At 70.8% G+C, this 17,976-nt stretch carries 18 protein-coding genes and 1 tRNA gene; 11 read left to right on the top strand and 8 right to left on the bottom strand.

Features of this window, described 5'->3' with window-relative positions; genetic code table 11:
- Positions 1 to 21: 21 nt before the first annotated feature.
- The gene (gene nrtL / locus ACH4RC_RS12780) at positions 22 to 1,074 is read right to left on the bottom strand and encodes an ArgS-related anticodon-binding protein NrtL (RefSeq protein ID WP_398198959.1); all 1,053 of its coding nucleotides are present in this window, start codon (positions 1,072 to 1,074) and stop codon (positions 22 to 24) included.
- Positions 1,075 to 1,201: 127 nt separating this feature from the next.
- A complete protein-coding gene (locus ACH4RC_RS12775) occupies positions 1,202 to 1,822 on the bottom strand; it encodes a PleD family two-component system response regulator (protein WP_398198957.1) in 621 nt (206 codons plus the stop codon).
- A gap of 120 nt (positions 1,823 to 1,942) precedes the next feature.
- Here ACH4RC_RS12775 and ACH4RC_RS12770 point away from each other — a divergent pair.
- A tRNA-Arg gene (locus ACH4RC_RS12770) sits at positions 1,943 to 2,014 on the top strand.
- Positions 2,015 to 2,125: 111 nt separating this feature from the next.
- Here the strand turns inward: ACH4RC_RS12770 and ACH4RC_RS12765 are convergent.
- The 3 genes from ACH4RC_RS12765 to ACH4RC_RS12755 all read right to left on the bottom strand — a co-directional run bounded on the left by ACH4RC_RS12765 (position 2,126) and on the right by ACH4RC_RS12755 (position 4,424).
- The gene (locus ACH4RC_RS12765; protein ID WP_398198954.1) at positions 2,126 to 2,953 is read right to left on the bottom strand and encodes a nuclease-related domain-containing protein; all 828 of its coding nucleotides are present in this window, start codon (positions 2,951 to 2,953) and stop codon (positions 2,126 to 2,128) included.
- A gap of 76 nt (positions 2,954 to 3,029) precedes the next feature.
- Positions 3,030 to 3,953 (bottom strand): M48 family metalloprotease, encoded by a 924-nt coding sequence (locus ACH4RC_RS12760; protein WP_398198951.1) that lies wholly within the window; start codon positions 3,951 to 3,953, stop codon positions 3,030 to 3,032.
- Between the two features lie 3 nt (positions 3,954 to 3,956).
- Positions 3,957 to 4,424, bottom strand: a complete 468-nt coding sequence (locus ACH4RC_RS12755; protein WP_398198949.1) for a BlaI/MecI/CopY family transcriptional regulator — start codon at positions 4,422 to 4,424, stop codon at positions 3,957 to 3,959.
- 193 nt (positions 4,425 to 4,617) lie between these two features.
- Between ACH4RC_RS12755 and ACH4RC_RS12750 the strand changes: the two genes are divergently transcribed.
- On the top strand, positions 4,618 to 5,799 hold the full coding sequence (locus ACH4RC_RS12750) for an acyltransferase family protein (protein ID WP_398198946.1): 1,182 nt from the start codon (positions 4,618 to 4,620) through the stop codon (positions 5,797 to 5,799).
- A 26-nt stretch (positions 5,800 to 5,825) separates the two neighbouring features.
- Here ACH4RC_RS12750 and ACH4RC_RS12745 read toward each other — a convergent pair whose 3' ends face one another.
- Complete coding sequence (locus ACH4RC_RS12745; protein ID WP_398199212.1) at positions 5,826 to 6,806, bottom strand: Ku protein; 981 nt, start codon at positions 6,804 to 6,806, stop codon at positions 5,826 to 5,828.
- Between the two features lie 90 nt (positions 6,807 to 6,896).
- Between ACH4RC_RS12745 and ligD the strand changes: the two genes are divergently transcribed.
- Entirely contained in the window at positions 6,897 to 7,790 is an 894-nt protein-coding gene (gene ligD / locus ACH4RC_RS12740) for a non-homologous end-joining DNA ligase (protein ID WP_398198943.1), read from the top strand.
- Positions 7,791 to 7,872: 82 nt separating this feature from the next.
- On the opposite strand, the gene ACH4RC_RS12735 is transcribed toward ligD, so the two are convergent.
- Complete coding sequence (locus tag ACH4RC_RS12735) at positions 7,873 to 8,676, bottom strand: NERD domain-containing protein (protein ID WP_398198940.1); 804 nt, start codon at positions 8,674 to 8,676, stop codon at positions 7,873 to 7,875.
- Positions 8,677 to 8,846: 170 nt separating this feature from the next.
- On the opposite strand from ACH4RC_RS12735, the gene ACH4RC_RS12730 reads away from it, so the two are divergent.
- The 5 genes from ACH4RC_RS12730 to ACH4RC_RS12710 all read left to right on the top strand — a co-directional run bounded on the left by ACH4RC_RS12730 (position 8,847) and on the right by ACH4RC_RS12710 (position 14,512).
- Positions 8,847 to 9,593, top strand: a complete 747-nt coding sequence (locus tag ACH4RC_RS12730; RefSeq protein WP_398198938.1) for a hypothetical protein — start codon at positions 8,847 to 8,849, stop codon at positions 9,591 to 9,593.
- Positions 9,590 to 10,939, top strand: coding sequence for an ATP-binding protein (locus tag ACH4RC_RS12725; protein WP_398198936.1), 1,350 nt, complete (start codon positions 9,590 to 9,592; stop codon positions 10,937 to 10,939). Before ACH4RC_RS12730 ends, ACH4RC_RS12725 begins: the two co-directional genes overlap by 4 nt.
- Before the next feature lie 198 nt (positions 10,940 to 11,137).
- A complete protein-coding gene (locus ACH4RC_RS12720; RefSeq protein WP_398198933.1) occupies positions 11,138 to 11,578 on the top strand; it encodes an SH3 domain-containing protein in 441 nt (146 codons plus the stop codon).
- Positions 11,579 to 11,618: 40 nt separating this feature from the next.
- Positions 11,619 to 13,043: an FtsW/RodA/SpoVE family cell cycle protein gene (locus tag ACH4RC_RS12715; protein WP_398198930.1), complete on the top strand. Its 1,425-nt coding sequence runs from the start codon at positions 11,619 to 11,621 to the stop codon at positions 13,041 to 13,043.
- The gene (locus tag ACH4RC_RS12710; protein WP_398198927.1) at positions 13,040 to 14,512 is read left to right on the top strand and encodes a penicillin-binding transpeptidase domain-containing protein; all 1,473 of its coding nucleotides are present in this window, start codon (positions 13,040 to 13,042) and stop codon (positions 14,510 to 14,512) included. The genes ACH4RC_RS12715 and ACH4RC_RS12710 overlap by 4 nt, the downstream gene beginning before the upstream one ends.
- A 48-nt stretch (positions 14,513 to 14,560) precedes the next feature.
- Here ACH4RC_RS12710 and ACH4RC_RS12705 read toward each other — a convergent pair whose 3' ends face one another.
- Complete coding sequence (locus ACH4RC_RS12705) at positions 14,561 to 15,667, bottom strand: ferritin-like domain-containing protein (protein ID WP_398198924.1); 1,107 nt, start codon at positions 15,665 to 15,667, stop codon at positions 14,561 to 14,563.
- A 153-nt stretch (positions 15,668 to 15,820) separates the two neighbouring features.
- On the opposite strand from ACH4RC_RS12705, the gene ACH4RC_RS12700 reads away from it, so the two are divergent.
- From ACH4RC_RS12700 to ACH4RC_RS12690, 3 genes are all read left to right on the top strand, one after another.
- Positions 15,821 to 16,771: a diiron oxygenase gene (locus ACH4RC_RS12700; protein WP_398198922.1), complete on the top strand. Its 951-nt coding sequence runs from the start codon at positions 15,821 to 15,823 to the stop codon at positions 16,769 to 16,771.
- Positions 16,772 to 16,805: 34 nt separating this feature from the next.
- The gene (locus tag ACH4RC_RS12695) at positions 16,806 to 17,531 is read left to right on the top strand and encodes a TetR/AcrR family transcriptional regulator (protein WP_398198919.1); all 726 of its coding nucleotides are present in this window, start codon (positions 16,806 to 16,808) and stop codon (positions 17,529 to 17,531) included.
- Between the two features lie 81 nt (positions 17,532 to 17,612).
- On the top strand, positions 17,613 to 17,885 hold the full coding sequence (locus ACH4RC_RS12690; protein ID WP_398198916.1) for a hypothetical protein: 273 nt from the start codon (positions 17,613 to 17,615) through the stop codon (positions 17,883 to 17,885).
- Positions 17,886 to 17,976 lie beyond the last annotated feature (91 nt).

Raw genomic sequence — 17,976 nt, 5'->3', positions numbered from 1 at the left:
TCGTCTTCTCGTGTGCCGGAGCTAGATGTGTGCGGGTGCGTCGATGCCGAGCAGGGACAGGCCGCCGGCCAGCACCGTCCCGACGGCTTCGGCGAGCGCGAGCCGGGCGCGGTGGGCGGCCGAAGGTTTCTCCTCGCCCATGGGGAGGGCGCGGGCGTGGACGTCCGGGTCGGTGAGGAAGGCGTCGGCGAGGGCGACGAGGTGCCGGGCGAGCCGGTCGGGGGCACGGTGGCGCGCGGCGCTGAGCAGGATGCGGGGGTGATCGGCGAGGGGGGTGAGCAGGTGGTGGCTGGTGGGGGCGCTGTTGGGCTCGGCGCTGAAGTGCAGGTCGGCGGCGTTGCGGGTGAGGGCGCGGGTGCGGGCGTGGGCGTAGCGGACGCGGAAGAGGGGGTTGGACTCGCGCTGGACGAGGTGCGTCTGCGTGGCGTCGCCGCCGAGGTGGGGGTGGTCGTGCGGGGCGGGGTGGAGGAGGGCCCAGCGCCCGGCGTCACGGCCGAGCCCGAGGGGGTGGGGGTCGCCGGGGACGGGCCGGAAGGTGACGTCGTGTGGGTCCGCGGCGTGCTCGACGCGAACCTCGGCGCCCTGGCTGCGCCCGATCCGGCCGATGGCATCGGCGAGGATCTCGGCGCGGGGTTCGCGGGGGATGCGCAGGTCGATGAGGTCGCTGCGGAGGGCGTGCCCGTGCCCGTAGGCGAGTCCTTCGCGCTGGATGAGGCGGAGGAGGTCGCGGGTGGCGTCGGCTGGGGCGCCGGGGGTGAGGGTGAGGTTGAGGAACCCGGGCCCGGAGACGTCGACGGCGTCGATGCCGGGGGCGTCGGCGAGCCGCTGCCTGAGAATCTCGGCGACGTGACGCGATGGCCTGCCGGCCGGGCCCGCGAGTTGCAGGGCGACATTGGTGGCGTAGTCCCCGTGCCCGCCGGGCCGGGGCCGCTCGATGACGATACGGGCGCGGGGCCGGCCCGCGCCGCTGTCCGTCTGCTCCAGGGTCGCCAGTGCCCCACCCGCCAGCTCACCGTCGTCCACCGCGCGACGCACGGCGTGCAGCACGGTGTGGGAGATCTCTGCGGGGGTCACGGGTCAAGCGTAGGGGAGGAGGGGGGTGGGTAGGCGAGTCGATTTGGCGGATGGTCCGCGATGCGGACGCGCGCGGCTCAGCGAGGGGTGGTCAGGCGCCGGACGCGCGCGGCTCAGCGAGGGGTGGTCAGGCGCCGGGGGCGGGGCTGGAGGAATCCGGGCTCTGGGCCGGTTGGCCCGGGTCGTCCGAGGTGTGGGCGGAGTCCGTGGTTGATGGACGGGGCTGATCGCCGGACGGGGACTTACTGTCATGCCGGGTGTCGGCGGACGAGGGGGCACTCGAAGCGACCGGGGCCATGGGGACCAACGGGGTCTCAGCCCCCCTCCCCCGCTTACGCAGCTCCCCCACCACACGCACCAGCTCATTGGGCTCGAACGGCTTGGCCAGAAAGGCGTCGACGCCGACTTCGAGCCCGGTCTCGACCTCGACCTCATTGCACGCGCTCACGACGACGATGGGCAGTCCGCTGGTCCGGGCATCGCCACGCAGCCGCGCGGCGGTCCGCAGCCCGTCGAGCCGAGGCATGACGACGTCGAGGGTGACGACATCGGGCTGCACCTGGTGCACGACGTCGAGACATTCGGCACCGTCAGCGGCGGTCACGACCTCGAAGCCCTCCAGCTCGAGGTTGACCCTGATCAATTGCCGGATGACCTTGTTGTCGTCAACAACGAGGACCCGGCCCGAGGCGCCTGGCACAACTCGAGAGTAGGTCGACACCCACCACCGCGTCCGGGTTTTCCCCACTTCCGCCCCGTACAGGGGAACTGGGCGTCCGACAGGCCCCCTGGCCACCCCAAATACCCGTTCCTGAGGACCCCGGACGAGCTGGTAGGGTTCTACCCGTCGCCGCTCACCGCGGCGCACGCCCCCGTAGCTCAGGGGATAGAGCAACGGCCTCCGGAGCCGTGTGCGCAGGTTCGAATCCTGCCGGGGGCACCTTGTATGAGGTGTCCGAAGACCCCGTCAGCAGCGGAGACGCTGAGGGCGGGGTCTTCGCGTATGCAGGTCCGCGTGGTCGTGTGCCGGGGGCCGTGGCGGGGCGAGGGATCACGCCCGGTTCCAGGCCTGCCGGTGGCGGGCGACGCTGTGCACCTCTTCGATCTGCTCGGCCGTCAGCGCCCCTGAGAGTGGAGCCAGTGCCGCTACCTGGCGTTCCTGGTACACCCGCACGGTGAGCTGTGTGGCTACCACCTTCAGCTCGGTGACGCCGACGAAGACGAGGACCGGCTCCACGGGTACGGGGAAAGTGCAGTAGTGGTCGAGGACTCGGGCCACTCGCTTGGCCTCCGCACGGCTCTTGCGCACGTAGGGGGCCGGCTTTCCGTGGGCGACTCTTACGGCGTCGTCGCCGACCCAGACGGGCCTTCCGTGGTGGTGCTTCGTGTTGATGCTGAAGACTCCGCCGGGGCCGATCAGCAGGTGGTCGATGTCCACGTTGCCGGCCAGGGGGACGGAGTGCAGGACTCGCCAGCCGTGGCGGGTCAGGCGGTTCAGTTCGGAGCCCACTCGGCGCTCCCCCGCCAACCCCTTTCGCCATGAGTCCCACTCCGTCGGCCGTCGTAGCAGCCGTGCGACGAGTCGTTCCAGCAGCCGTGGGCCTGATGCGGCCAGGAGGTCGCTCAGGGACTTGCCCGGAGGGTTGGCCGCCAGGTCGTCGGTCGGTGTCAGGGGTGGCAGCGTCGGTTGCGGCTCCGCCTCGACACGGCCGCGCAGGTGCTGTGTCAGCGCGGCGATCACGTCGGCACGATGCTCGGCGCGCAGGACCGTGATCTTCCCGGTGCTGACGTCCGCCCAGCCGGCCGCCGTGCCGTCGGGCAGGTTCGCGTACAGGCGATCGTGCCCGTACCGCTTCCATCGCGTGACCCTCAGCTCCACGAGGCCCCCTCCGCTCGTGCACCGACGATGACGCCATCGCAGCAGCCCGCGCACGAGGTCACAAGACCCCTGATTCCTACAGCGGTGTCGCCGCTCGCAGGATCGTGATCAGGGTGACCGTCGAGGTTGCCGATGCTGTTGCTGACATCACCGTGCCGACCAGTGCGGCCCACGCCGCCGCGCCGATTGCCGTGAAGAGGGGCGGCCAGGTCCGTGGGGTGGGGGGCGGGGCCAACAGGGCCGCCACCCTGCGGGGAACCGGGCCCGGGGGTGCCGCGAAGGGGATGCCCAGGAGGGTGGGGGCGCCCAGGAGGGCCGCCTTGCCTACCGCCCTCGCCGTTGTGCGGCGGTCGCCCACCACTCGTGCCGCCTCCTCGTCCGCCCAGCGTTCCACCGTGTACGTCACGCTCGTGTGCAAAGGGCGCAGGAACGGGTTCGCGCGGGCTGCCAGGCCTGTCAGGAGGAGGTGACGGTGGTGGTGGGCGGATCGGTGGGCTCGCTCGTGGGCGAACAGGGCTCTGCGTTCCGGGGATTGCAGGCCCTTCAGCATCCCCGTCGAGACGATGATCCTGCCGTTGGGGAGTGTGAGGGCGTAGGGGGTCGGGTCCGGGAGGATCGTGACCCTGCGGTGGGGCGGGAGGCCGGCCAGGGCCCGGACTGCTCTGCGAGTCGTTCTGTGGCGGTGCCGTAGGAGTGCCGCGCATGCTGTGACCGCGGCTGCCAGGCCGGCGATCGCCGCCTTGCCCACCACCTCGTCGTGCGGGACCGCCGCTCGTACCTCCGGGGCCGCCCAGCCGTCCGGGAGTGGGTTGCCCGGGAGTTGGGCCGTGCCGACTATTGCCAGGAGCGCCAGGGAGAGCGTGCTGCAGACGGCCAGGGTCGCCGCCGCCGCCGTCAGGAGCAGCGTCGCCGCCCGCGGGTGCAGGTGGCGTTCCGCCAGGCGGGCTACCGGCCATGCCGTCAGCGGGAGGATCAGGGGGAGGAAGACTGCTGCGCCCATCGGTCAGGGGGTTCCGTGGTCTTTCGGGGTGTCCTGGGCTTCCTGGGCTTCCTGGGCTTCCTGGGCTTCCTCCGTTGCCAGCAGGTCACGCAGGAGTTGCTCGTCGACCGCTGACAGGCTGGAGACGAAGCTGGTGAGTACCGCTGCCCTGTTCGTCTCCGCGTCCAGGACTCTGCGCATGCGGTGGGCCGCCAAGCCGGCCTCGTCGGAGGCGGCCGTCCAGGTGAAGGAGCGGCCCTCGCGTTCGCGGGTGACGGCGCCCTTGGCCTGGAGGCGGGTGAGGATCGTGATCACTGTGGTGTAGGCGAGGGTGCCGCCCAGCTGTTCGCGTACCCAGCCCGCTGTCACCGGGTGCGGGGCCTCGCACAGGGCCGTCAGTACCTGGCTCTCCAGTTCGCCCTGGCCGCGCCTGCGTCCGCCCTCCTCGTCCCGGCGTCCGCCTACGTTCTGGTTTGACACGGTATGCGTCATTCTCCCTGTCGCCTTCGCCGTCATCGTCATCGTAAGGGCGCCCGTCGCGCACGAGGGTGCGATGTCCGGGTTCGTGGGCGGGCTTCGTGTGACAGGCACCACCCGTGACCGGCACAGGTTTACGGGTGCCTCGATAGGTGACTACGGTGCGTTGAATGTCTCGCAGCCACATGAACCCCGTAAACCTTGGAAGATGCGCGATCTGGAGTCGGGGTTCCACGCGGGAGGGAACGTGAGCGAACAGGTTCAGTTGAGCGCCTCGCGAGCGCCTCTTCCTCCACAGCGTGCCCAGCGTGCCGATGGTCCACCTGCCCCCGCGCGCGCACCGGCCCAGGCCACCGCGTCCAGGCCCCGTGCCTCGCGTGACTCCTACTTCGACAACGCGAAGTACCTCGCCATCGTGCTCGTCGCCATGGGGCACGCGTGGGAACCGCTGCGTGACAGCAGCCGGGCGGCCTCCGCGCTGTACATGACCGTGTACGCGTTCCACATGCCCGCGTTCATCGTCATCTCCGGTTATTTCTCGCGGAGTTTCGATGCCGGTCCGGGGCGGATCAAGCGGCTCATCACTGGTGTCGCCGTGCCGTATGTCGTGTTCGAGTGCGCTTATACGCTGTTCAAGCGGACCGCCGGGGACGATCCTGACTATCCGTTCAGTCTGCTTGATCCCTGGTATCTGACCTGGTTCCTCATCGCGTTGTTCGTGTGGCGGCTGTCCACGCCGATCTGGAAAGTTGTCCGCTGGCCGTTGCCGGTGGCGCTCGGGATCGCCGTGCTTGCGTCTGTCTCCCCCGATATCGGGGACGACCTTGATCTCCAGCGCGTTCTTCAGTTCCTGCCGTTCTTTGTGCTGGGGCTTCGGCTCAAGCCGGAGCACTTCAGGCTCGTACGGCGGCGTGAGGCTCGGATTCTGGCCGTGCCTGTGTTCGCTTCCGCGTTGCTGTTCGCCTACTGGGCCGCTCCTCGTATGAACGCCGCCTGGTTCTACCGGCGCGACAGCGCGCAGGAGTTGGCCGCTCCCGGGTGGGCCGGGGGCGTCATGACGCTCGCCATGTTCGCGTGCTCGATGCTGCTCGTTGCGTGTTTCCTCGCGTGGGTGCCGGGGCGCAAGCTCTGGGTCACCGCGCTCGGCGCCGGCACGTTGTACGGGTATCTGCTGCACGGGTTCCTCGCCAAGGGGTCCCGGTTCTGGGACTGGTACGACGTGCGGTGGGTGCATACGCCGGTGGGTGAGGTCGCGGTGACGGTTGTCGCGGCGGCTGTCATCACCCTGTTGTGTACGCCGCCCGTGCAGCGCGTGTTCCGGTTCGTCATGGAGCCCAAGATGGAGTGGGCGTTCAGACGGGATGCCGGTGAGGTGGCTCGGAAGCGGTAGCGGCGTCTGCCACTGCCCCCGTCTCCTCAGGCCGAGGTCTTCTTCCGGGGTGTCGACTTCTTCTTCGCCCCGGTTGAGCTCGACCCCGTCTTCTTCGTGCTCTTCGCGGCACCGGACGTCGTCTTCTTCGGCGTCGCCGGTGCCGCCTTCTTCTTCGCGGGCGCCTTCTTGCGTTTGCGGCCCTCCATCGACGTCACCTCCGCCATCTCCTCGCCCGGTGAGCCGCCCCGCGCCTCTTTCGCCGCCCTTACGCTCCGCTCGAGTACGGCTGCCAGGTCGATCACCTTGCCGTCGCCGCTCGGGGCCGGCTTCGTGGGCTCCGCCGGGAGTTCGCCGGAGGCCTTCGCCGCGATCAGTTCCTCCACCGCCGCCCGGTAGTCGTCGTGGAGAGAGGCCATGTCGACCTCGCCGAGTGTGTCCATCAGGGCGTCCGCCAGATCGAGTTCGGCGTCGCGGACCGTGACGTGGGTGTCGGGGGCCACCTCGTCGGGTGAGCGGATCTCGTCCGGCCAGAGCAGGCCGTGCATCGCTATGACGTCGTCCACGACGCGGAGCATTCCGAGGCGCTCCTTGCCTCGTAGAGCGAATTTCGCGATGGCTACCTTCTTGCTCTGTTTCAGGGCCTCGCGAAGGAGTGTGTACGGCTTCGTGGCGTGGACGCCGTTCGCCGAGAGGTAGTACGCCGTGTCCATCTGGAGCGGGTCGATGCTGTTGGCCGGGACGAAGGCGAGGATTTCGATCGTCTTCGCCGTGTTCGTCGGGAGCGCGGCCAGGTCCTCGTCCGTGATCGGTATCACTGAGCCGTCGGCGTCCGCGTAGCCCTTGCCGATCTCAGCCGTATCGACCTCCTTGTCCTCCAGCTCGCACACCTTGCGGTAGCGGATGCGGCCGCCGTCCTCCAGGTGGACCTGGCGGAAGGAGACGGAGTGGTTCTCGGTGGCGGTCATCAGCTTGATCGGGATGCTGACCAGGCCGAAGGAGATGGCACCGTTCCATATGGAGCGCACGAGGACTTCCTCCTTCCCGGCCGGCCGTCGGCCGGTCCGTTCGGTCGGCTTGGCGTGCCGCTTTGGCATGGAATGCCAGAGTATTACGGTATGACGCCGATCACAGAAGTGGAGGGGCGGCGGCTGCCGCTCAGCAATCTGGAGAAGGTGCTCTATCCGGCCACCGGGTTCACCAAAGGCGAGCTGCTGCACTATTACGCGACCGCTGCGGATGCCTTGCTGCCTCATCTGCGTAACCGGCCGATCTCCTTTCTCCGCTTTCCCGACGGGCCCGACGGCCAGCACTTCTTCGCCAAGAACGTGCCGCCTGGGGCGCCCGAGTGGGTCAGGACGGCCGAGGTGCCGCGCTCCGACGGCGTCTCCCGGCAGGTTCTCGTGCAGGATCTCGCCTCGCTCATGTGGGCGGCGAACCTCGTCACGGAGTTCCACACCCCGCAGTGGCAGGCGGACGCGCCCGCGCAGGCCGACCGGCTCGTTCTCGACCTCGATCCCGGGGCGCCCGCCGACGTCGTGCAGTGTTGTGAGGTTGCCCTGTGGCTGCGTGAGCGGCTGGCGGCCGACGGGCTCGACGCCTTTGCCAAGACCTCCGGGTCCAAGGGGCTGCATCTGCTCGTACCGCTGGTTCCGGTGCCGTCCGAGCAGGCCAGTGCTTACGCGAAGGAGCTGGCGCAGGAGGCGGAGCGTGAGGTGCCGGGGCTTGTCGTGCACCGGATGGCGCGGAGTCTGCGGCCCGGGAAGGTGTTCGTCGACCACAGTCAGAACTCCGCCGCCAAGACGACCGCGGCGCCTTACACGTTGCGGGCGCGAGCCGAGCCGACCGTTTCCGCGCCCGTTACGTGGGACGAGGTCGAGGCCTGCCGGGACAGTCACGACGCGCTTGAGCTGGTGTTTCTCGCCGACAGCATCGCGCCTCGGCTTCAGCGGTACGGGGATCTGCTCGCGCCGTTGAACGATGCCGAGCGGGCCGGACGGCTGCCGTCGTGAAGGTGCCGGTGCCCTGTGCCGGTGCCGTGCCCGTGCCGGTGCCGGTGCCGTGCCCGTGCCGGTGCCAGTGGCCGTGGCGCCCCTAAACCCGCCCCCACGTCCCCCGGTCCCGCGCCATCGCGTGCAGCGCCTCCACGTCCGCCGGCTTGAGTTGGCCACCGGCCCTCGCCAGGCCCGTGACCTCCGTGTTCGTCAGTAGGCGTACGCCCCTCGGCGCCACCTGCACATCGACGACGGACGGTTCCACGAGGACCAGCCCCGCCCGTACCTCCGCCGTCAGGGCGAAGGACGCCCGGGACGCGTCCGCCCGTACGTCGCGCAGCAGCGGGCGGGGATCGCCCCGGCCCGCCGTGACCATCGCCTCGCTCACCCGGATCCGCTGGCGGTGCGCCGGGAGTACGTGCAGGGCGAACAGGCCGCCGGGGCCGATCACCAGGTGGTGGATACAGCCCCCGCCCGGCAGCGGTACCGAGTGCAGTACGCGCCAGCCCGCGCCCTCGAGAGCGTCCAGCGACTCGCCGACCAGTTGCTGCGCGGCCAGCGCCCGGCGTCGGGGATCGGTGCGGAGCCTGCGCTGCGGGGCCGGGTCGCGGTCCAGGGCGATCAGGAGGGCCTCGCCGGGGCGGTTCGGGGCGAGGTCGTCGTCCGGGTGGAGGCTGAGCCGGGCCAGTTCGGCGGGGGTAGGCACCGGCGGGGGCCCGACCGCCACGTGCCCGGCGATGAACGGGCGCAGCGCCGCGAGCACCGCCTCCCTGTGCGACTCGGTGAGCAGGTTGACCCGGCCCGCCTCCCTGTCGTACCAGGCGACGTTCCTGCCGTCGCCCCCGTACACGTAGAGCCGTTCCTGACCGTGGCGCCAGGTCGGTACGACGCGCAGTCCGTTCATGGCCCATCACCCCCCGACCATGGGAGCAGCAAGCCCGCCGCAGGGCAAGAAGGCGGGATGCGCCGGAGCGCGCGGGCGGCCCACCAGGCAGCGGAAAAGGACTTCCCCACCATTGCGGCTAATAAGGTGTACTGGACGACACCATCCTCATCCGCTACGGCAGGAGTGCAGTGACGCCCAGGCGCCCCGGTCGCACCGCCCTTGCGGCCCTCGCCGCGTCCGCCGCCCTGCCGTTGCTCTCGGGGTGCGGCGACGCCGGCGGGCTCGAAGGCGCGGGCCCCGCTCCCACGGCGGTGGGGCCGCGGAACCTGTGGCCGACGCTGACCCCCGCGTCCGCGCCCGCCGACGACTACGGGGCCGGTGAGACCGAGGTGGTCGAGGGGGTCGACGTGCCGGGCGGTGACCTGCGCAGGGTCGATCCCGTGACGGTCATCCGCGCGCAGGCGGACGCGGACCCGGACACGTACAAGGACATCGCGGAGGGGCTCGCCGACTGCGGCACCACCAGCCACGGCAGCAGCGCCGAGGACACCGAAAGCACCGCCTGTCCCGTCCTCCACGCCTACTACTCCGACCTCACCGGCAACGGCCGCGAGGACATGGTCGTCGGCGTGCGCGCGCCCAAGGGGCAGCTTCTCGTGCGGGTCTACATGTACGCGGACGGCAAGCTGACCCAGATCATGAACGACGAGGACGCCGTCATCAGCGTCCAGCTGGCCGACCGGAGCGTCGTCGTCCGCGCCGTCGCCGACCTCGCGGGCTACGAGTACCGGACCTCGTGGTCGTACGACAGCCATCAGCGGGCGATGCTGCCGACCCGCGACGAGATCGTGCGTACGGGGCCGCCGAAGACGCCCGTGCCGGAGACGCCGTCCGGGGACGCGACGCCCTCGCCCTCCGCTCCGAGCGGCTCGTGACGCGCCGGGCCCGGCGGCTGGCCGCGCTGCCCGCGTGGACGGCGTCGCTGACCTGGAAGGCCGTCGCGTTCCTCGCGGTGATCTGCTGTGCGCTGGCGGCGCTGCTCGGCGTCCTCGTGCACGTCTCGGTCACCGATCAGACGGTGCGGGAGGCCCGGGAGCGGGCGTTGTCGCGGCTCGACGAGGCGACGGCCGCGTTCCAGGCGGGCGGGCGGCAGGTGCGGGGCGCCGCGCTCGATCCGCCGGGGCTGCCCGCGTCGCTGCGGGAGCTCGCGGTGAGCGGGCAGCGCGGCACGATGGTCGCCCGGTACGAGTCGCGGCCCACGATGTGGGCGGCGGGTCCGGCGGCGGGCGGCAAGGCGCTCGCGGTGCAGGTCGACTACTCACAGGGGGCCCGCACCATCGACGGGCTCGACCGGGCGATCCTCGGCTCGTCGGCGCTGGCCATCGGGGCGACGCTGCTGGTCGGCGCGTTCGCGGTGACCCGGGTGACGCGGCGCCTGCACACCACGGCCCGCGTCGCCCGGAAGATCAGCGCGGGCGCGCTCGACGCCCGGGTCGACGATCCGCGCACCCGCGACCCGCACCGCCACCAGGACGAGGTCGCGGCGGTGGCCGGGGCGCTCGACCGTATGGCGTCGTCCTTGCAGGCCCGCATCCTCACCGAGCAGCGGTTCACGGCGGACGTCGCCCATGAACTGCGTACGCCGCTGACCGGACTGCACGCCGCCGCCGAACTGCTGCCTCCCGGCCGCCCCACCGAACTGGTACGCGACCGGGTTGCCGCGCTGCGCACGCTCACCGAGGACCTTCTGGAGATCTCCCGGCTCGACGCGCGCAGTGAGCGCGTCGATCTCGACGCGACCTGGCTGGGGCCGGTCGCCGAACGGGTCGTGCGCGCCACCACCACCGCCACCACGACCACGACCACCATCACAAGCGCCTCCGCCGGCGCGAGCATCTCCGCCTCCGCCTCCGACGCCAACGCCGCCACCTCCGTCGTCGTCGTCCGCGACGTGTGCGTGGTGACCGACCGGCGCCGTCTGGAGCGTGTCCTCGGCAACCTCGTCGCGAACGCGCACCGGCACGGTGGCCCGCCCGTCGAACTGACCGTCGACGGCCCGGTGATCAGCGTCCGCGATCACGGCGACGGCTACCCGGACTACCTGGTGGAGCACGGGCCGCAGCGTTTCCGGACGGAGGGCGGCACGAAGGGGCACGGTCTCGGGCTGACCATCGCCGTCGGCCAGGCCGAGATCCTCGGCGCCCGCCTGGACTTCACCAACGCTCCGGGCGGCGGCGCGCTGGCGACCCTGACCCTTCCGTACGAGGAACCCGCCGACTGAACCGGTGAACCGGTGAACCGGTGAACCGGGCCGTCCGGGCCCGCTCCGCTCACCCCAGCGGCGGTCTCCTCACCCCTCCGGCGGCCGTCGCCGTGCGTATCTCCGTGCCGCCCCTTAGGTATGAGGCGGGGCCGAGCCGCCGGGCCGGTCCTGTTCCGCCTACGTCCCGGCCCTGTCCGCATGCCCCTGGAGGCCGCCATGCACGTACAGAGAATCGCCGTTGCCCTCGCCGCGCTGTCGCTGACCGCAGCCGCCGCGTCCCCCGCCCTCGCCGACGGCACCCCGGGCGGGGGGCGGGAACAGAAGCAGGAACAGAAGCAGGAACAAGCGCAGGAACAGGCGAAGAAGCCCGAGCTGACGCTCGCTCAGAAGAAGGAGCAGGCGCAGAAGCAGCACCGCACCCCCGTCTACAAAGGCCGCGTCACCGCCAAGTCCGGCCTCCTCCTCCGTGACTCGCCGACCCGGGGCAGCAAGGTGGTCCGCTCGGAGCCGTACCGCGCGATCGTGCACATCAACTGCAAGACGAGTGGCCAGGACGTGGGCGGAAACCGCCTCTGGTACCTGCTGACCGACGGCACCTGGGCCTGGGGCGCCGCGAAGTACATCGACAACATCGGCGCCGCGCCCCGCTGGTGCTGATATAAGCGGATATCGCGGACGGTCTTGCTACGTTCCCCGCATGACCGGTTCACCGGGATCAGCGAGATCGGCGGCGCGATCAGCGACGAGAACAGCGGCGCGATCATCAGCGGCGGGACCCACGGGAGCACCGGCCCAGCCACCGGCTCCCGCCGTACGCGTCCCCCGGCGCCGCGGCACCGAACTCGCCCTGCTCGTCCTCGCCGTCCTGCTCAGCGTGTACGGCTACTGCGACGTGGGACTCGCCAGGAACGGCAACCTGCCGCCCGGCGCCGCCGGTTACGGCGCCGGGCTCGGCGTGCTCGCGCTGCTCGCGCATGTCGCCGTCCGGCTGCGGGCCCCGTACGCGGACCCGCTGCTGCTGCCCATCGCGGTGCTCCTGAACGGGCTCGGGCTCGTCCTCATCTACCGCCTCGACCTGTCGACCCCGGGCGACGAGGCGGCGTTCACCCAGCTCGTCTGGTCGACGCTCGGCGTCGGCCTGTTCATCGTCTGCGTCGTCCTCCTGCGCGATCACCGGGTGCTCCAGCGGTACGCGTACCTGAGCGTCGTCGTGGCGCTGGCCCTGATGATCCTGCCGATCTTCTTCCCGGCCGTGAACGGGGCCCGGATCTGGATCCGGATCGGCGGGTTCTCCATCCAGCCGGGCGAGTTCGCCAAGATCCTGCTCGCCGTCTTCTTCGCCAGCTACCTCGCCGCCAACCGCACCGCCCTGCGCTACACCGGCAAGAAGCTCTGGCGGCTGCAACTGCCTACGATGCGCGTCTTCGCGCCGATCCTCGCGATCTGGCTGCTCAGCGTCGGTGTCCTCGTCCTGGAGACCGATCTCGGGACCTCGCTGCTGTTCTTCGGTCTCTTCATCGTCATGCTCTACGTGGCCACCGGCCGCGTCAGCTGGATCGCCATCGGGCTGCTGCTCGCCGCGGCGGGCGCGTTCGTCGTCGCCTCCTTCGAGCCGCATGTGCACGGCCGCGTCGAGGACTGGCTGCACCCCTTCGCCTCCGTCGACGCGGGGAACGGTCCTGGCCAGCTCGCCCAGTCGCTGTTCGCGTTCGCGGCGGGCGGGATGCTCGGCACCGGGCTCGGGCTCGGGCACTCGGTCCTCATCGGGTTCGCCGCCAAGTCCGACTTCGTCCTGGCGACGGCGGGCGAGGAGCTCGGCCTGGTGGGCCTGACCGCGATCTTCCTGCTCTACGCGCTGCTCGTGGAGCGCGGCTACCGGGCCGGGCTCGCCCTGCGCGACCCCTTCGGCCGGCTCCTGTCCATCGGCCTCGCCTCGATCGTCGCGCTGCAGGTCTTCGTCATCGCGGGCGGTGTCATGGGGCTCATCCCGCTGACCGGCATGGCGATGCCGTTCCTCGCGCAGGGCGGCTCGTCGCTCGTCACCAACTGGATCATCGTCGCCATCCTGGTCCGGGTCAGCGACCGCGCCAGGAGCGGCGGCCCGGCGGAGGGCACCATATGACCAAGTACATCCGGCACGCCGCCGCCTTCTGCGTGCTTCTCCTCGTCGCACTGCTCGTCAACGCGGCCCGGGTGCAGGTCTTCGAGGCGTCCTCCCTCGACGGCAATTCCGCCAACCGCAGGCCCACCATCGCCCGGTACGGCCAGCCCCGCGGCGACATCCTCGTAGGCGGTAAGGCGATCACCGGGTCCGAGGACACCGGGCAGCCGCTGCGCTACGAGCGGACGTACAAGAACGGGCCGCTCTACGCGCCCGTCACCGGATACGCGTCGCAGACGTACGGCACGACGTTCGTCGAGAACGCCGAGGACGGCATCCTGTCCGGCACCGACCCGCTGCTCGCGCCGGTCCCGTTCTGGAACGAGATCACCCGCTCGCAGCAGGCCGGCGGCGACGCGGAGACGACCCTCCTGCCCGCCGCGCAGCAGGCCGCGTACGCGGGGCTCGGCGGCAAGAAGGGCGCCGTCGCGGCGGTCGATCCGTCGGACGGGAAGATCCTCGCGCTGGTCTCGACACCCTCGTACGACCCGGCGGAGATCGCGGGGACGGGGCGGGCCTCGACGCGCGCGTGGTCGCGGCTCACCGGCGATCCGGACCAGCCGATGCTGAACCGGGCTATCCGGCAGACGTATCCGCCGGGTTCGACGTTCAAGGTGGTCACGGCGGCGGCCGTGCTCGACCACGGGGTCGTCGACTCCCCCGGCGAGAAGACCGACACCCCTTCCCCGTACAAGCTGCCGGGCAGCACCACGCGGCTGACCAACGAGTCCTCGTCCGACGCCTGCGAGGACGCGACCCTGGAGTACGCGCTCCAGGCGTCCTGCAACACCGTCTTCGCCGGCCTCGGCGTGCGGGTCGGGCTCTCCGACATGGTGCGGACGGCTCGGAAGTTCGGCTTCAACGACAGCGGCATCAAGATCCCGATGGCCGTCGCCGCCTCGCACTTCGACACCGACATGAACAAGGCCCAGCTCGCGCTCTCCTCCATCGGCCAGTACGACACCCGGGCCACCCCGCTCCAGATGGCGATGGTCGCGGCGGCCGTCGCCAACGGCGGGACGCTGATGTCCCCGCACCTCGTCGAGAGGACGACGGCGAGCGACGGCTCCACGGTCCGCACCACCTCCGGCAGGACCTACCAGCAGGTCATGTCGGCGTACACGGCCAGCCGGCTCCAGCGGATGATGGTCGACGTCGTGACCAAGGGCACCGGCACCAACGCGCGGATCTCCGGGGCGACCGTGGGCGGCAAGACGGGCACCGCGCAGAACGGCGTGAACAACGAGGGCGTGCCCTACGCCTGGTTCCTCTCCTACGCCCAGGCCGCCGACGCGTCCACGCCGCAGGTCGCGGTCGCCGTGGTGGTGGAGGACGCGGCGGCGGACCGCGCGGACATCAGCGGCGGCGGCAGCGCGGCGCCGATCGCGCGGTCGGTGATGCGGGCGGTGCTGGACACGGCCGACGAGTAGTGCGAACGGTGCTCGACACCGGCGACGAACAGGGCTTCCTGACGGAACTCAGCCCTCCGCGCCCGCCCTGATCGCCTCCTCCACCTCCGCGACCCGTTCGTGCTCCTCGGCCGCGAACCGCTCCGCGTCCAGCTTCTCCGCGATCTCCTCGTCCTCGTTCATGAGCGCGTCGAGGTTGGAGTCGCCCATCTCGAAGACGCCCATGTCGACGTATGCCTGCTGGAGGCGCGGCCCCCACAGGCCGATGTCCTTGACACAGGGCACGATCCGCGAGAACAGCAGCTGACGGAAGAGCGCGAGGAACTCGGACTGCTCGGTGTACTCGTCGGCCAGTGCCTTGGGGATGCCGAAGTCCTCCAGGACCTCGACGCCGCGCAGGCGGTCGCGCATCAGGTAGCAGCCCTCGATGACGAACTCCTCGCGTTCGCGCAGTTCGGCGTCGGTGAGCTGCTTGTAGTAGTCGCGCAGCGCCATCCGCCCGAAGGCGACGTGGCGGGCCTCGTCCTGCATCACGTAGGCGAGAATCTGCTTGGGCAGCGGCTTGTCGGTGGTGTCGCGGATCATGCCGAACGCGGCGAGCGCGAGCCCTTCGATGAGGACCTGCATGCCGAGGTAGGGCATGTCCCAGCGGGAGTCGCGCAGGGTGTCGCCGAGGAGTGCCTGGAGGTTGTCGTTGATCGGGTAGAGCATCCCGATCTTCTCGTGGAGGAAGCGGCCGTAGATCTCGGCGTGCCGCGCCTCGTCCATGGTCTGCGTCGCCGAGTAGAGCTTGGCGTCGAGGTCGGGGACGGACTCGACGATGCGCGCCGCGCACACCATCGCGCCCTGCTCCCCGTGCAGGAACTGGCTGAACTGCCAGGAGGCGTAGTGCTTGCGCAGTTCGCCCTTGTCCTTCTCGGTCATCTTCGCCCAGTGGGGCGTGCCGTACAGGGACATCGCCTCGTCCGGGGCGCCGAGAGGGTCGTAGGGGTCGACCTCCAGCTCCCAGTCGATGCGTTTGGCGCCGTCCCACTGCTTGTCCTTGCCCTTCTGGTACAGGGCGAGCAGGCGGTCGCGCCCGTCGTCGTATTCCCAGCTCATGCGGGCCGAACTGGCCGACGGAATCTGCCAGTTGGGCTCGGCGGGGGCCCTGGTGTACAGCTCGTGCGTCGACATACCGGCAGGCTCACACGGTGTTGTACGCGGGGTCAACAAGTCGTGCGTGAGGGATTGACGTGCTTACTGACGCGCAGTCTCATAAGGCGGAGACACAGACGCCACCACCGGCACAGCGACGCACAGGAACGTACAGGAGCGGGGAGTTCAGCGATGACCACCATGACGGGCGCGGGCGCGGATGCGGACGCGGTGGACGGGCTGCGGGACGCGCTCGGTCTGCTCAAGGACCGCGAGCAGGTGGCCGAGCGGCTGCTCGACTCCTCCGCCAAGCACTCCTTCGACCCGGACAAGGAGCTGGACTGGGACGCCCCCTTCGAGGACGGCAAGTGGTTCTGGCCGCCGGAGCTGGTCTCCCTGTACGGCACCCCGCTGTGGCGCCGGATGAGCGAGCAGCAGCGCATCGACCTGTCCCGGCACGAGGCGGCGGCGCTCGCCTCCCTCGGCATCTGGTTCGAGCTGATCCTGATGCAGCTGCTCGTGCGCCACGTCTACGACAAACCGGCGACGAGCAAGCACGTCCGGTACGCGCTCACCGAGATCGAGGACGAGTGCCGGCACTCCAAGATGTTCGCGCGGCTGATCACGCGCGGCGAGACCCCGTACTACCCGGTGGCGCGCGTCCATCACACCCTGGGCCGCCTCTTCAAGACCGTCTCCACCACCCCCGGATCGTTCACGGCGACGCTGCTCGGCGAGGAGATACTCGACTGGATGCAGCGCCTGACCTTCCCGGACGAGCGCGTGCAGACGCTCATCCGGGGCGTGACGCGCATCCATGTGGTCGAGGAGGCGCGTCATGTCCGCTACGCGCGTGAGGAGCTGCGGCGCCAGATGGTGACGGCCCCGCGCTGGTCGCGGGAGTTCACGCGGCTCACGTCGGGGGAGTTCGCGCGCGTCTTCTCCGAGGCGTTCATCAACCCCGAGGTCTACACGAACGCGGGGCTCGACAAGCGGGAGGCCGTCGCGCAGGTCAAGGCGAGCGGGCACCGCCGCGAGATCATGCAGACCGGCGCGAAGCGGCTCACCGACTTCCTCGACGACATCGGCGTGCTGCGCGGCGTGGGCCGCCGCATGTGGCAGTCGTCCGGGCTCCTCGCCTGACAGGGCGGACCGGGTGACGGCTACTCTTCCGGGCATGACGTCGGCAACGGGCACGCCCGCCTACAGGCGGCTCAGCGTCGGGGAACGGCGCGCGCAGCTCCTCGAGACGGCGCTGTCACTGTTCGCGCACCGGGCCCCCGAAGAGGTCTCCCTCGACGACGTGGCCGAGGCGGCGGGCGTCTCCCGGCCGCTCGTCTACCGCTACTTCCCCGGCGGCAAGCAGCAGCTGTACGAGGCCGCGCTCCGCTCCGCCGCCGACGTCCTTGAGGGGTGTTTCGCCGAGCCCGCCGAAGGGCCGCTGACGACCCGCCTCGCCCGCGCGCTCGACCGCTATCTGGCCTTCGTCGACGAGCACGACATGGGGTTCGCGGCGCTGCTCCAGGGCGGCAGCGTCGTCGAGACGTCCCGGACGTCCGCGATCGTGGACGGCGTCCGGCGCGCCGCCGCCCACCACATCCTCAGCCACCTCCCGGCCGCCGAACCCGGGCTCCGGCTGCGCATGACGGTCCGCATGTGGATCACGGCCGTCGAGGCGGCGTCCCTGATCTGGCTCGACGAGGACAAGCAGCCCGCGCTGAGCGAGCTGCGCGACGGCCTCGTCGACCAGTTCATGGCGGCCCTGACCGCCACGGCCACCCGCGACCCCCAGACCGCCGAGGTCGTCCGCCTCGCCCTCGCCCTGGAGACCCCGGACGGGCCGGTGGGGAACCTGGCCCGGCGGGTGCTGCCGGTGGTGAGCGGCGCGGTGCACCTGCTGTGACATGGGTGGTGCACCTGCTGTGACACGGGGGGCATGCGCCTGCTGTGACACCGGTGGCGCGAAAGCGGTGACACTGGTGGCGTGAAGAGCGAAGACATCCCCTTTGTCGGCGGCCCCCTCGACGGGCGGTCGCTGCCCGTCCTGGTGACCGCCACCGGGAACCCGCCCAAGGTGTACAAGGTGCCCGTGCCGGATGCCGGCGGCGGGCCCGACACCGTACTCGTGTACGTACGCGAGCCCGTGCCCGACGGGAAGGCCGTGCGGCTCGTGCAGAAGTGGCGGTACGCCTTCGTGCCCGACGGGAAGGTGCGGCGGAGCGTGCGGTGGCCCTGGTCGAAGAAGCCGGGGGCGTGACGGGCGCCGCCCGCAGGAGTGGTGTCGTTGGGCCGAACCGCGCAGCCCCGCGCGTGAGATCGGGCGGCGGCTGTGATGTTCACGGTGCGGG

It is taken from the genome of Streptomyces sp. NPDC016845 (assembly GCF_044332585.1).
In the GTDB taxonomy this organism is placed as follows: Bacteria; Actinomycetota; Actinomycetes; order Streptomycetales; family Streptomycetaceae; genus Streptomyces.
This window is presented reverse-complemented; position numbering and strand designations above follow the sequence as displayed.

What these genes read in the sequence shown, in the direction of transcription:
- ACH4RC_RS12760 (WP_398198951.1), bottom strand. Translation starts at nt 3,953, where the DNA reads ATGGGCGCAGCAGTCTTCCTCCCCCTGATCCTCCCGCTGACGGCATGG.
- ACH4RC_RS12755 (WP_398198949.1), bottom strand. Translation starts at nt 4,424, where the DNA reads ATGACGCATACCGTGTCAAACCAGAACGTAGGCGGACGCCGGGACGAG.
- ACH4RC_RS12750 (WP_398198946.1), top strand. Translation starts at nt 4,618, where the DNA reads ATGCGCGATCTGGAGTCGGGGTTCCACGCGGGAGGGAACGTGAGCGAA.
- ligD (WP_398198943.1), top strand. Translation starts at nt 6,897, where the DNA reads ATGACGCCGATCACAGAAGTGGAGGGGCGGCGGCTGCCGCTCAGCAAT.
- ACH4RC_RS12735 (WP_398198940.1), bottom strand. Translation starts at nt 8,676, where the DNA reads ATGAACGGACTGCGCGTCGTACCGACCTGGCGCCACGGTCAGGAACGG.
- ACH4RC_RS12720 (WP_398198933.1), top strand. Translation starts at nt 11,138, where the DNA reads ATGCACGTACAGAGAATCGCCGTTGCCCTCGCCGCGCTGTCGCTGACC.
- ACH4RC_RS12715 (WP_398198930.1), top strand. Translation starts at nt 11,619, where the DNA reads ATGACCGGTTCACCGGGATCAGCGAGATCGGCGGCGCGATCAGCGACG.
- ACH4RC_RS12710 (WP_398198927.1), top strand. Translation starts at nt 13,040, where the DNA reads ATGACCAAGTACATCCGGCACGCCGCCGCCTTCTGCGTGCTTCTCCTC.
- ACH4RC_RS12705 (WP_398198924.1), bottom strand. Translation starts at nt 15,667, where the DNA reads ATGTCGACGCACGAGCTGTACACCAGGGCCCCCGCCGAGCCCAACTGG.
- ACH4RC_RS12700 (WP_398198922.1), top strand. Translation starts at nt 15,821, where the DNA reads ATGACCACCATGACGGGCGCGGGCGCGGATGCGGACGCGGTGGACGGG.
- ACH4RC_RS12695 (WP_398198919.1), top strand. Translation starts at nt 16,806, where the DNA reads ATGACGTCGGCAACGGGCACGCCCGCCTACAGGCGGCTCAGCGTCGGG.